Here is a 12,918-nt window from a genome sequence, read left to right as displayed (position 1 = left end):
GTTCGACGTGCACGCGATCGGCATCGACATCGGCGGCACGAAGATCGCCGGCGCAGTGGTCGACGAGCTCGGCGGCATCGTCCGCTCCGCACGGGTCCCGACACCCGTCGACACCGCGTCGCTGGAGGACGCGGTCGTCGCGATGATCGGCGAGCTCGAAGCGGGTGAGCCCGTCGCCGCGGTCGGCGTCGCCGCGGCCGGATTCATCGATGCCGCACAGTCGACCGTGTACTACGCGCCGAACATCGACTGGCGCAACGAGCCGTTCCGCGAGAAGCTCGAAGCGCGCGTCGGCAGCAGCGTCGTGGTCGAGAACGACGCGAACGCCGCCGGCTGGGCGGAGTTCCGGTTCGGCGCGGGGCGCATGGTCAGCGACATGGTCATGCTCACGATCGGCACCGGCGTCGGCGGCGCCATCGTCGCGGGCGACCGCCTCTTCCGCGGCGGATTCGGCGCGGGCGCCGAGCTCGGCCACATCCGGCTCGTGCCGAACGGCGTGGCCTGCGGCTGCGGGCAGCACGGATGCCTCGAGCAGTACGGGTCCGGTCGTGCCCTCATGCGCATGGCGAACGAGATCGCCGATGCGGGCGGGATCGGGCAGAGCCTCGCGCGGGCGCGGGAGGAGCACGGCGCGCTCGACGGGACGATCGTCGGCGGGCTGATCGCCGCCGAGGACCCGGGCGCGGTCGCCGCGCTGCGGCAGCTCGGCCGCTGGCTCGGCGAGGCGTCGGCGAGCCTGTCGGCGGTCCTCGACCCGCAGCGCTTCGTGTTCGGCGGCGGCGTCGCCGTCGCGGGGGAGCTGCTGCTGGCGCCGATCCGCGAGTCGTTCCTCGAGCACCTCCCGGCGCGGGGATACCACCCCGAGCCCGACTTCGTGATCGCCGAGCTCGTCAACGACGCCGGCGTCGTCGGCGCCGCCGACCTCGCGCGGGTCTGGGTCGAGGAGCACGCCTGACGCCTGCGGCGCTAGGCTTGCCGGGCAGCGGGACGAGACGGAGGACCAGGGTGTTCTACTGGATCATGAAGCACATCGTGGTGGGGCCGCTGCTCCTCTCGATCTTCCGTCCGTGGGTCGTCGGCCTCGAACGGGTGCCGAAGGAGGGCCCCGTCATCCTCGCGTCGAACCACCTCTCCTTCATCGACTCGATCTTCCTCCCGCTCATCGTCGACAGGCCGGTCGTGTTCCTCGCCAAGAGCGAGTACTTCACCGGCAAGGGGCTGAAGGGCTGGGCCACGCGCGTGTTCTTCCAGGCCGCGGGGCAGCTGCCCATCGACCGCTCGGGCGGCAGGGCGTCCGAGGCCTCGCTGAACACCGGGCTCCGGGTGCTCGGCGAGGGGCGCATCCTCGGCATCTACCCGGAGGGCACCCGGAGCCCGGACGGGAAGCTCTACCGGGGGCGCACCGGGGTCGCCCGCATGGTCCTCGAGGCCGGGGTGCCCGTGGTGCCCGTCGCGATGATCGGGACCGCCGAGATCATGCCGATCGGCACGCGGCTGCCGAAGGTGCGCCGCGTCGGCATCGTGTTCGGCGAACCGCTCGACTTCTCGCGGTTCCACGGCATGGAGGGCGATCGGTTCGTGCTCCGCTCGGTCACCGATGAGCTCGTGTACGACCTGCGCGCGCTGAGCGACCAGGAGTACGTCGACGTCTACGCGAGCACGCTCCGGGAGCAGCGAGCAGCACAGACGCCGTCGAGGTAACGGGCCGTCGCCCCACGGTAGGCTGTGACCACGGCGTCGCGACGTGCGGCGCCCGTTCGTTTCAGCGCCGCGTGCGCCCGCACCCCCTCAGGACAGTCCAGTGGTACAGCTCGTCGAGCCGGTCGTGAATGCAGATCCCTCCGTGATTGCCGGCCTCGACTATTGGCGGACGCTCCCGATCAAGCAGCAGCCGAGTTGGCCCGACAACGAGGCCGCCCACGCGGCATCCGCCGAGTTGGCGACGCTGCCGCCGCTCGTGTTCGCCGGTGAGGTCGACATGCTGCGCGACCGCCTTGCGGCCGCGTCGCGCGGCGAGGCGTTCCTGCTCCAGGGCGGCGACTGCGCCGAGACGTTCGCAGGCGCGACCGCCGACCAGATCCGCAACCGTGTGAAGACGGTGCTGCAGATGGCCGTCGTACTCACCTACGGCGCATCGATGCCCGTCGTGAAGATGGGTCGGATGGCGGGCCAGTTCGCCAAGCCGCGCTCGAGCGACACCGAGACCCGCGGCGGCGTCACCCTGCCGGCGTACCGCGGCGACATCGTCAACGGCTACGACTTCACGCCCGAGTCGCGCGCGGCCGACCCGTCGCGCCTGCTGCAGGGCTACCACATGGCGGCCTCGACGCTGAACCTGATCCGCGCGTTCACGCAGGGCGGCTTCGCCGACCTGCGACAGGTGCACGCGTGGAACCAGGGCTTCGCCGCGAACCCGGCGAACGCCCGGTACGAGAAGCTCGCCCGCGAGATCGATCGCGCGGTCAAGTTCATGGACGCCTGCGGCGCCGACTTCGACGAGCTCCGACGCACCGAGTTCTACACGGGCCACGAGGGCCTGCTGATGGACTACGAGCGCCCGATGACGCGCATCGACTCGCGGACCGGCACGCCGTACAACACGTCGGCGCACTTCATCTGGATCGGCGAGCGCACTCGTGAACTCGACGGTGCGCACGTCGACTTCCTGTCCCGCGTGCGGAACCCGATCGGCGTGAAGCTCGGCCCCACGACGACGCCGGAGGTCATGCTCGAGCTCGTCGAGAAGCTCGATCCGAACCGCGAGCCCGGCCGCCTCACGTTCATCACGCGCATGGGCGCCGGCAAGATCCGCGATGCCCTGCCCCCGCTGCTGGAGGCGATGAAGGCATCCGACGCGAACCCGCTGTGGGTCACCGACCCGATGCACGGCAACGGCATCACGACGCCCACGGGCTACAAGACGCGCCGTTTCGATGACGTCGTCGACGAGGTCACGGGCTTCTTCGAGGCGCACCGTGCCGCGGGCACGCACCCGGGCGGCATCCACGTCGAGCTCACCGGCGACGACGTGACCGAGTGCCTGGGCGGCTCGGAGCACATCGACGAGGAGACGCTGGCCACGCGCTACGAGTCGCTCTGCGACCCGCGACTGAACCACATGCAGTCGCTGGAGCTCGCGTTCCTCGTCGCGGAGGAGCTCGCCGTCCGCTGATCGCGCATCGACGCCGACGGGCGCTCGTGGCATGACGGATGCCGCGGCCGCCCGTTCCGCGTGCGGGACGTCGGATGCGAGCGGGGCTCGGGCGCCCGGTCGATGCGGAGGCCAGCCCGTCGCAGGATCGACGACTACGGCTGGAAGTTCACGGTGACCTCGGACCCGCGCGCGACGGACTCGCCGGCGGCGGGGTCCTGCACGGACGCGACCACGGCGCCTTCGAGGAATCCGGGCACGTTCGACGCCACGGAGAAGCCTGCCTCCTCGAGCTGCGCGCGCGCCTCGGCGATGGTCTGGCCCGTGACGACGTTCGGGACCTCCACGAGGTCGGGGCCCTTCGACAGCGTGAGGCGGACGACGTCGCCCGGGTTCATGGGATCGTCCAGCCATTCGGCGGTGATGACCACGTCGACCGGGACGTCGTCGGAGAACTGCGGGTCGGCGAACTCCACGGTGAGGCCCGCGCCGTCGAGCCGCGACTGCGCCTCGCCGACGGCGAGCCCTTCCACGGGCGGAACGGGACCGACCGACACGACGAGCGTCAGGGCGCCGCGCTCCGGGTACTCCGCGCCGACGGGGGCGCCGTCCGCGTCGAGCACCGCGAGGACGAGCCCCTGCTCGACCTCCGCCGAGAACTGCTTCGCGCTCTCATCGGCGACGGTGAAGTCGGCGAGCTGCGCGCGGGCATCGTCCTCGGGCCGGCCGACGACGTCGGGCACGGGCAGGATCTCCGGGCCCGTGGAGACGAGCATCGTCACGGTCGATCCGCGGCGCGCGAGGTCGCCGGCCGGGGGGTCGGTGCCGATGACCTGACCGGCCGGCACGACGGGGTCGTTGCGCTCGGCGGGCTCGACGGCGAAGCCGGCCTCCTCGAGCGCCTGCGTCGCGTTCTGGGGGAGCATCTCGGCGGTGTCCGGGATGCTCGCGAGCGCGCCCGGGCCGGCGCCGAAGTACCACCCGGTGCCGACCGAGAGCCCGGTCAGCAGCAGCACGAGCGCGAGGAGCCAGTACCCCCGGTTCCGGCGGCGGTTCGCGGACTGCTCGAGTGCGGCCGCATCGTCGTCGCCCTCGTCCACCGCCGTCGCGATCGCCGCTCCGCCGGGGGCGAGCACCCTGGTCTCGGCCGTGGGCACGTCCCCGGCGCCGCCGATGACGAGCGTGTCGTGCATCGCGGTGTGCGGTCGTGCCGGACGCAGCGCCGGTTCGATCTCGCGCAGGCGGTCGAGCATGATCCGGGCATCCGCCGGGCGCTGGTCGGGGTCGCGCGAGGTGGCCCACAGGACGAGCGCGTCGAGCTCGGGCGGAACTGACGGGGTCCGGGTGCTCGGCGCGGGCACCGACTCGTTGGCATGCTGGTATGCGATCTGCATGGGCGCCTCGCCGACGTAGGGCTGTTCGCCGGTCAGCATCTCGTACGCCATGATGCCGAGCGCGTAGATGTCGCTCCGGGCGTCGGCGACGCCGCGCGTCACCAGCTCGGGCGAGAGGTAGGCGATGGTCCCGAGCAGCGCCTGCCCGGTCGCCGTGTTCGCGCTCGCGGCGCGGGCCAGCCCGAAGTCCCCGAGCTTGATGCGGCCGTCATCGGCGAGGAGCACGTTCTCGGGCTTGAGGTCGCGGTGGACGATCCCGGCCTTGTGCGCAGCGGCCAGACCGGACAGCACGGCGTCGAGGATGTCGATCGTCTGCTCGGGCGTAAGCCGCTTGTAGTCCTTCAGGAGGTCGCGCAGCGTGATCCCCGGGAGGTACTCCATGACGAGGTACGCCATGTCGGCGTCCTGGCCCTGGTCGAACACGTTGACCACGTTCGGGTGCGCGAGGCGTGCGGCCGAACGCGCCTCCTGCACGAAGCGCGTCTTGAACGTGTTGTCGTCGGCCAGGTGGCCGTGCATGATCTTGATCGCCACCCGTCGCTCGAGGCGGAGGTCGGTCGCGAGGTAGACCGTCGCCATGCCGCCGCGCGCGATGCGCGAGCGCACCTGGTACCGGCCGTCGACGAGACGACCGATCATCGGGTCCGCGGGCGGTGCTGTGGTCACCGTACGAGTGTACGAAGCGGCATATGCCGTCACGTGAACAAACGCCGGGACCGTCGTGATCGAAACGGCATCGTGACGAACGGACGGAGCCCTCCGTTCAGCCCAGTTCGTCGAGCCACCGGCGGGCCGACGCCTCCCACTTCGCGTAGTGCTGCGGATGGGCGCTGCGCTGCACCGCCTGCGCGGCATCCGTCACCGACAGGTCGGCCCAGCCGGCGATGTCGAGCAGCCCGGGCGTCCGCCCGCCGTTCGGAGTCGTCGGCCCGCCGTAGAAGGCAGTGGCGGACCGAACGGGGTCGAGCACCTGCTCGGGCGTGCCCCAGCCCTGGCTTGGGCGCTGCTGGAACAGCCCGAGCGAGTCGCGATCGCCGTGCCGGACGTTGCGGAGGCCCGATTCCTGCGCCGCCGCGGCGAGCGCCACGACGATGCCGCGGTCGGGGACCCCGAGCGATCGGCCGACGTCGACGATGACCTGCGCGTTCGCCCGCATCTCGTCGTCGAGTCGGACGTCGAGGGCTGCCACGCTCGTCGCCTCGACGGCGGCCCGGACGACGATCCGCTGGTCGGGGACGATGATGCTCGCCGCGGTCAGGCCGTTGAGGTCGAGGAGCCGATCGAGTGCGACGCCGTACCGCTCGCCGATGCCGATGAGCGTGTCGCCGTCTACGACGACGTGGTGCTCACCGGCTGCCGGAGTCGGTGCCGGCTCGTCCGAAGAGTCAGGGGATGCCGCGGCACGGCCCGTCCCGGGGATCGTGATGGCCTGACCGGGGAAGATCAGGCTCGCCCTGCCGAGCCCGTTGGCGCTCAGCACCACGTCCACGTCGAGTCCGTACTCGGCCGCGATCGCGCTCACGGTGTCGCCCGGGGCGACGATGTGCCGCGCGATGCCCGCGTCCGGCCCGGCGGCGGCGGTCGGCGTTCCGCCGGGCAGCGCGAGGCGCTGGCCGGGGAAGATCAGGCTCGACCAACTGAGGCCGTTCTCGGCGAGCACCTCGGCGGTGGAGAGCCCGTAGCGCTCGGCGATCGCGCTCACCGTGTCGCCCTGGGAGACGACCACTTCCTTCGGGAGCGTGGCGGAGGCCGGCATCGCCTGACGGAGCATCGGCGTGGCAGGCGTCTCCTTCGGCTTCGGCTGTCGCTTCACGGACTGCGGCGCCGCGTCGGCGGGCTGCGCGATCCCGAGGGTCACGGCGACGGCGCCGACGACCGCGACGGGGATGGTGAGGAGGCGCCGGATGCCGGGTCCCCGGCGCACGGGTGACCGGTCGCCGGCGTCCGCTGCGCCCCCCGTGGGCGTGTCGCCCGAGTACTGCCTCATGTTCCCCCTCCGCCTGCAAGCGGATGCCGTCACGGTCTCACGGCGACGGGGGCGAGTCAAACTCATCGTCGCGAGTCGCGCTGCGCGGGCCGGAGCAGTTCCGACGGACGCCCGGGTCGTGGCAGGCTGGTGCTGTGACCGACGTCGAACAGACCGAGTGGCTGACCATCCCCGAGCTGGTCGAACGGCTGGGCCAGAGCCCTGGCCGGATCCGGCGCCTCATCGACGACCGCCACCTCCTCGGGGCGCGCATCGACGGTGTCCTGAAGGTGCCCGCGTCCTTCCTCCGCGACGATGCTCCGCTGCCGGAGCTGCACGGAACGGCGATCGTCCTCGCCGATGCGGGATTCTCGGACGACGAGGCGCTCGAGTGGTTCCTCGCCGAGGAGGAGAGCCTCGGGACCACGCCGATCGCGGCGCTCCGGGCGGGGCGGAAGTCCGAGGTGCGTCGGATCGCGCAGGCGCTCGCCTGAGCTTCCGCCGCGTCAGCTCTCGCGCCGGGTGACAGCGCGTGCGAGGTCGGCGAGATCCCGGGCCGCCTCGCGGTCCATGGCGCTCGAGCCGAGCGCTGCCAGAGCACGATCGGTGTTCGTCGTGATCTCCGACTCGATCTCGTCGACGGCGCCGCAGTCGCGGATCGTGTCCTGCAGCATCCGGATCTGCTCCGCGTCGAGCGCGGGATCACCGAGGAGCTCGTCGAGCAGCCTGCGCTGTCCGGTCGAGAGGCGCTCGCGCGCGATCGCGATGAGCACCGTGCGCTTGCCTTCGCGGAGGTCGTCGCCGGCCGGCTTTCCCGTGACCGCGGGGTCGCCGTAGACGCCGAGGAGGTCGTCGCGGAGCTGGAAGGCGATGCCGAGCGGGAGACCGAACGCGCGAAGCGCCTCGAGCTGGCCCGCGGAACCGCCGGCGATCGCGCCGCCGATCGTGAGTGGGGCCTCGATGCTGTACCTCGCCGACTTGTGGACGACGACCCGCTCGGCGCGGGTGCGCTGCTCGGCCTCGGGTCGCGTGAGCCAGGCGCGTTCCTCCAGGATGTCGAGGTACTGGCCGACGGTGACCTCCGTGCGCATGCGGTTGAACTCGAGCCGGGTCTCGCGCGAGGCGGCCTGGTCGCGAAGCGCGGCGAGCCCCTCGTCGAGCAGTTCGTCGCTCCACCCGAGCAGGAGGTCGCCGAGCAGGATCGCGGTCGCCCGCCCGTAGTCCTCGCCGTCGCCGGCCCAGCGTCCGTCGCGGTGCTGCGCCTCGAACACTCGGTGGGCGGCCGGGGCGCCGCGACGGGTGTCGGAGTTGTCGATCAGGTCGTCGTGGACGAGCGCCGCCGCATGGAACACCTCGAGCGCCGCGGAGGCCGAGACGACGGCGTACCGCTCCGCGGTCGCGGACGCGTCGTGCTCTCGTCGGCTCCCGCGGACGGCGTCGAACCCGAGGCTGCAGAACCTCGCCCGGAAGCGCTTGCCTCCGCTGAGAAACCGCTCCGAGAATGCGGCGAGCGGGTCGAGGTCGTCACTGATGGAGCGGAGAATGGATGCACGGTCGGCGAGGAACTCCTCGAGGCGTTCGTTCACCGCATCGACGAGTCGGGGAGCAGGGGCCACCTGCCTAGCCTAGCGAGGCCGCGGAGGACTAGAATGGCCTCACGAAGCGTCGGTCCCGAGAACTGAGGGGAATGAGATGCCGCTTTCGGAGCAGGAGCAACGCCTTCTCGAGGAGATGGAGCGGAACCTCTACAAGAACGACGCCGACTTCGTCGCGACCGTCGGAGGAGCAGGGCGCGGGCGCCCGAACTATCGAGCGATCGTGCTCGGCGTGCTGCTCGCGGTCGCCGGAGCCGGCGCGCTCATCGGCGGCGTCGCCTCGCAGATCACGGTCGTGGGCGTGCTCGGCTTCGCGCTGATGTTCGTCGGCGTCCTGGTCGCCATCACCCCCTCGAAGCGGCGCGCCGCGGCCGCTGCGCCGTTGCCCGGCGCCGGCACCTCGGCGAAGCCGGCGAAGCCGCAGGCCGGCTTCATGGACCGGCTCAACGAGCGGTGGGACCGTCGGCAGGAGGGTCGCGACTGATCGTCGTGATCGACTGACCGGAACCGACTGACGGGCTGATCTCGGATCGGCCCGTTTTTCGTGCGTCCCGCTCGGTGCGTGCGGAGCGCCCGAGGCGCCGACTTCCGGTGCTCCACCACGGTGCGCCGAGCCCCTCCACTTCCCACCACGTCGCTGCGGGCACGCGGCCCCGCGCCGTGGGACCAAGCCCGGAAGCCGTAGGCGGAGACCGCCCGTCGCGGCCGGCCGCACGGTGCTTCCACGCCCCGGCCGCCCCGGGACATCCACTTTCCTCCACCTTCGAGAAGCCTGAGAATCCGGGCCTGCACTGAGCACAATCATGCCGAAACGGAGGAATGTCGTTGTTCAGTGGAGGGTAGTGGAGTAAAGTGGGGACTGCACCTGGTTCCTGGCCGGAGGATGGGGGTGACGTGATGTTCCTCGGAAGCTACGAACCGAAGCTCGACGAGAAGGGTCGCGTCATTCTTCCGGCGAAGTTCCGGGATGAGTTGTCGAACGGCCTCGTGCTCACACGAGGTCAGGAGCGCTGCATCTACGTGTTCAGCGCGCGGGAGTTCGAGGACATGAGCGAGAAGATCCGCCAAGCCCCCGTCACGAGCAAGCAGGCGCGCGACTACATGCGCGTCTTCCTCTCCGGGGCCTCTGCGGAGACCCCCGACAAGCAGCATCGGGTCACCATCCCTGCGAACCTCCGCGCCTATGCGGGGCTCGACCGAGACCTGACGGTCATCGGGGCGGGGAGCCGGGTGGAGATCTGGGATGCGACGGCGTGGCAGACGTACCTCGCCGAGCAGGAGGCGGCCTTCGCAGAGACGGCGGAGGAGGTGATCCCCGGGCTCTTCTGAGTCCCCGGGCCCCGACTCCCAGCCGTGCGAGCCTGCTGCACTTCCCCGCAGCAGGACGAACGGATGGGGATCGGGACCCGGAGGGCCGGAAGGAGGGAGATTCCATGGACATCGAACGGATCCACACGCCGGTGATGCTCGAGCGGACGCTCGAGCTCCTGGCCCCGGCGCTCGACCGCGAGGGTGCCGTGTACGTCGACGCGACGCTCGGCATGGGAGGCCACGCACGGGCCGTGCTCGAACGGTTCCCGAAGGCGATCGCCATCGGCCTGGACCGGGACACCGATGCGATCGCGATCGCGACGGAGCGGCTCGCGAAGTTCGGCGACCGAGCGCACTTCGTGCACACCGTCTACGACGGCATCGCCGAGGCGGTCCGCGGCGAGGGCTTCGCAGAGGTCGACGCGATCCTCTTCGACCTGGGCGTCTCCTCGCTGCAACTCGACCGCGCTGAGCGCGGCTTCGCGTATGCGAAGGACGCGCCCCTCGACATGCGCATGGACTCCACGCGCGGCATGACCGCCGCCGACGTCATCGCGGAGTACTCGGAGGACGAGCTCCGACGGATCTTCCGCGACTACGGTGAGGAGAAGCTCGCGGCGCGGTACGCCCGGGCGATCGTGCGTGCTCGCGCCGAGGCGCCGATCACGCGGTCCGGCCGCCTCGTCGAAGTGCTCCACGACGCCACGCCGGCTGCCGTGCAGCGGGCGGGGCACCCCGCCAAGCGCGTCTTCCAGGCGCTTCGGATCGAGGTCAACGAGGAGCTCTCGGTGCTCGAGCGTGCACTGCCCGCGGCGCTCGAACTCGTCGCCGTGGGCGGTCGGATCGTCGTGCTCTCCTACCAGTCGCTCGAAGACCGCCTCGTCAAGCGGGTCCTCGCCGCGTCATCCAGCTCCACGGCGCCCGCCGGGCTGCCGATGGAGCTTCCGGAGCATCGCCCGCAGTTCAAGCTCCTCGTCCGGGGTGCCGAACTCGCCGACGAGTCCGAGCAGGCGGAGAACCCGCGTGCGAAGCCGGTGCGCCTGCGTGCCGCAGAACGAGTGAGGAGGCCGTCGTGAGCGCACTGCCGGCCCAGACCCGACCCGCGAGGCGGTGGGCGCCGACCGCGGCACCCCGGCTCCGCCCGGCTCCCGAGCCGGGCGCGCGACGTGCCCGCCCGAGGCTCGCCTACGCCGTGGTCGCACTCGCCTCGATCGGGGCGATCGCGGTCGTCCAGCTGCTCCTGTCCATCGCGATGACCCAGGGTGCGTACGAGATGGACGAACAGCTCCTCCGCCAGGCGGAGCTGCAGCGAGAGCAGCAGAAGCTCTCCGACGACCTCGACCGACTCGAGTCGCCGCAGTTCCTCGCAGCCAACGCCGAGGCCCTCGGCATGGTCCCGAACGCCGCCCCGGTCTACCTCCGGCTCTCCGACGGCGCGGTGCTCGGGGACCCGACCGCCGCTGCGGGCGCCGCGACCTCGTCCGCGTCGCTCGTCCCCAATGCGCTGATCGACGGCGTGCCGCTCGTGACCGAACGCGGCGAGGGGGAGACTGCGAAGGGCGGGGAGGGGAAGCCCGCGACGCCCGCGGACGGCACGCCGGCCGCTCCGCCGGCGCTGACGGGCGGACTTCCCACCCCGGCGACCCACTGACCCGCCGGGGACCCACACCACCACCCCGACGCCGGACGGAGCGAACCAACCGATGAACCGAATGAGCCGTCACCCGATGCGTCGCATCGTCGCATCCGGGCTCGCGCTCGTGCTGATCGTCGGCTGGTTCGTGGTGCGGCTCGTCGACATCCAGGTGGTTCGCGCAGCCGAGCTCAACGAGGCCTCGAAGGACGTCCGCTCCGAGACCCGGGTGATCTACGGCGAACGGGGCGCCATCCTCGACGCGAACGGCACCGTGCTCGCGGAGAGCGCGATGCGGTACAACATCACGATCTCGCCGAAGCAGGCGATGGCGACCGCATCGTTCGAGCGGACGGGGTCGGACGGCGAGGACGTCGACGTGGCGCTCGACGAGGCCCTCGGCGAACTCGGCGAGGTGATCGGGCGAACCGGGGGCGAGTTGCGCACGCAGATCGAGGGCGAGCTCGCGAATGACCCCGGCGCCGACTTCTCGTACGTCGCCAAGCGGGTCGACACCGACGTGTACGAGCAGGTGAAGGCCCTGCGCATCCCGTTCGTCTACTCCGAGGAGGTGCCGAGCCGTCGGTACCCGAACGGGGCCGTCGGCGGCAACCTGCTCGGCTTCGTCACCGATGAGGGAGAACCGGGCGCCGGGCTCGAGTACTCGGAGAACGCGTGCCTCGCGAGCGAGGACGGCGAGATGACCTGGCTGCACAGCCTGAAGGACTGGGTCGCGATCCCGGGTTCCGAGGTCGTGAACTCGACCGCGCACGACGGCGGGGACCTGCAGCTCACGATCGACGCGGACCTGCAGTACTTCGTGCAGCGGATCGCCGCCGCGCGGGTCGCCGAGACCGGTGCCGACTGGGCGACCGTGACCGTGATGGAGGCCAGGACGGGCAGGCTCCTCGCGGTCGCCGACGTCCCGACGGTCGACCCGAACTCGCCGAGCTCGGTCGACGCCGCCGACCGGGGGTCGCGCGCCTTCTCGTCGCCGTTCGAGCCGGGCTCGACCTTCAAGGCGCTGACCTCGGCCTCGGTCATCGATGCGGGCGAGGGATCGCCGACGAGCGGGGTCACGGCCGACTACCGATACCTTCCCCCGAACGGCGCCAACATCAACGACAGCCACTACCACGGCCCGACGAACTACACGATGACGGGCATGCTCATCGACTCCTCGAACACGGCGATGTCGATGTTCGGCGAGAAGGTGAGCGACGAGCGCCGCTACCAGGACATGCTCGACTTCGGGCTCGGCACGGTGTCCGAGGTGGAGTTCGCGGGAGAGGAGCCGGGCGACCTCCACGGCGGACCCGAGGGCTGGGACAACCAGACGAAGTACGCGACGATGTTCGGCCAGGGCCTGACGACGACGGCGATCCAGATCACGAGCGCCTACCAGACGCTCGCCAACGGCGGCGTGCGCATGCCGGTGACGCTCGTCGACGGGTGCCGCAACGCCGACGGGACCCTCACCGAGGTGCCGTCCGACGAAGGACGGCGCGTGGTGTCCGAGAAGGCCGCGGACCAGACGAGCCGGATGCTCGAACAGGTCTACCTGAACGGCTGGCTGGCCGACCGGTGGCAGGTCCCGGGCTATCGCGTCGCGGCCAAGACGGGCACGGCCCAGGTGCCGGACGGCAACGGCGGGTACCAGGCGGGCTACCTGGTGTCGGTGTCCGGCTTCGCTCCGGCGGACGACCCGCAGTTCGTCGTTTCGGTCAGCATCATGAACCCCGTTAAGATGAACTCGTCCGCCGCATCGGCTCCCGTCTTCCAGCAGGTGATGAGCCAGGTGCTGAAGAAGTATCGGACCGTTCCGTCCGGCGCTCAGGCGCCCGAGTTGCCAGCCACCTGGTGAGAAA

The 12,918-nt window shown here is 71.2% G+C and carries 12 protein-coding genes; 9 read left to right on the top strand and 3 right to left on the bottom strand.

All coding sequences use genetic code 11. From position 1 onward, the window contains the following. The first annotated feature begins 7 nt into the window (after window positions 1–7). The 3 genes from ACFVHK_RS10800 (at window position 8) to ACFVHK_RS10790 (ending at window position 3,172) form a co-directional block, all read left to right on the top strand. Window positions 8–955: an ROK family glucokinase gene (locus tag ACFVHK_RS10800; protein ID WP_376928807.1), complete on the top strand. Its 948-nt coding sequence runs from the start codon at window positions 8–10 to the stop codon at window positions 953–955. 50 nt (window positions 956–1,005) lie between these two features. Continuing rightward, window positions 1,006–1,701, top strand: coding sequence for a lysophospholipid acyltransferase family protein (locus ACFVHK_RS10795; protein WP_376928806.1), 696 nt, complete (start codon window positions 1,006–1,008; stop codon window positions 1,699–1,701). Window positions 1,702–1,843: 142 nt separating this feature from the next. After that, entirely contained in the window at window positions 1,844–3,172 is a 1,329-nt protein-coding gene (locus ACFVHK_RS10790; RefSeq protein ID WP_376928805.1) for a class II 3-deoxy-7-phosphoheptulonate synthase, read from the top strand. 134 nt (window positions 3,173–3,306) lie between these two features. Here ACFVHK_RS10790 and pknB read toward each other — a convergent pair whose 3' ends face one another. Both pknB and ACFVHK_RS10780 read right to left on the bottom strand, forming a co-directional pair. Next, window positions 3,307–5,184 carry a Stk1 family PASTA domain-containing Ser/Thr kinase gene (pknB, locus tag ACFVHK_RS10785; protein ID WP_376928884.1) on the bottom strand — a complete coding sequence of 626 codons (1,878 nt, stop codon included), beginning with the start codon at window positions 5,182–5,184 and terminating at the stop codon, window positions 3,307–3,309. A 124-nt stretch (window positions 5,185–5,308) separates the two neighbouring features. Then, entirely contained in the window at window positions 5,309–6,532 is a 1,224-nt protein-coding gene (locus tag ACFVHK_RS10780; RefSeq protein WP_376928804.1) for a muramidase family protein, read from the bottom strand. A 134-nt stretch (window positions 6,533–6,666) separates the two neighbouring features. On the opposite strand from ACFVHK_RS10780, the gene ACFVHK_RS10775 reads away from it, so the two are divergent. Then, entirely contained in the window at window positions 6,667–7,005 is a 339-nt protein-coding gene (locus tag ACFVHK_RS10775; RefSeq protein ID WP_129233156.1) for an Rv2175c family DNA-binding protein, read from the top strand. A 12-nt stretch (window positions 7,006–7,017) separates the two neighbouring features. Here the strand turns inward: ACFVHK_RS10775 and ACFVHK_RS10770 are convergent, their stop codons facing one another. Further along, entirely contained in the window at window positions 7,018–8,127 is a 1,110-nt protein-coding gene (locus tag ACFVHK_RS10770; RefSeq protein WP_376928803.1) for a polyprenyl synthetase family protein, read from the bottom strand. Window positions 8,128–8,203: 76 nt separating this feature from the next. Between ACFVHK_RS10770 and ACFVHK_RS10765 the strand changes: the two genes are divergently transcribed. The 5 genes from ACFVHK_RS10765 to ACFVHK_RS10745 all read left to right on the top strand — a co-directional run bounded on the left by ACFVHK_RS10765 (window position 8,204) and on the right by ACFVHK_RS10745 (window position 12,914). Next, window positions 8,204–8,590: a DUF3040 domain-containing protein gene (locus ACFVHK_RS10765; RefSeq protein ID WP_376928802.1), complete on the top strand. Its 387-nt coding sequence runs from the start codon at window positions 8,204–8,206 to the stop codon at window positions 8,588–8,590. A gap of 413 nt (window positions 8,591–9,003) precedes the next feature. Then, a complete protein-coding gene (gene mraZ, locus ACFVHK_RS10760) occupies window positions 9,004–9,435 on the top strand; it encodes a division/cell wall cluster transcriptional repressor MraZ (protein ID WP_154344783.1) in 432 nt (143 codons plus the stop codon). 104 nt (window positions 9,436–9,539) lie between these two features. Then, on the top strand, window positions 9,540–10,493 hold the full coding sequence (gene rsmH / locus ACFVHK_RS10755) for a 16S rRNA (cytosine(1402)-N(4))-methyltransferase RsmH (RefSeq protein WP_376928801.1): 954 nt from the start codon (window positions 9,540–9,542) through the stop codon (window positions 10,491–10,493). Further along, complete coding sequence (locus tag ACFVHK_RS10750; protein ID WP_376928800.1) at window positions 10,490–11,068, top strand: hypothetical protein; 579 nt, start codon at window positions 10,490–10,492, stop codon at window positions 11,066–11,068. The genes rsmH and ACFVHK_RS10750 overlap by 4 nt, the downstream gene beginning before the upstream one ends. A 76-nt stretch (window positions 11,069–11,144) precedes the next feature. Beyond that, window positions 11,145–12,914: a peptidoglycan D,D-transpeptidase FtsI family protein gene (locus ACFVHK_RS10745; RefSeq protein WP_376928799.1), complete on the top strand. Its 1,770-nt coding sequence runs from the start codon at window positions 11,145–11,147 to the stop codon at window positions 12,912–12,914. Window positions 12,915–12,918 lie beyond the last annotated feature (4 nt).

Source organism: Agromyces binzhouensis (assembly GCF_042672355.1).
GTDB lineage: Bacteria > Actinomycetota > Actinomycetes > Actinomycetales > Microbacteriaceae > Agromyces > Agromyces binzhouensis.
This window is presented reverse-complemented; position numbering and strand designations above follow the sequence as displayed.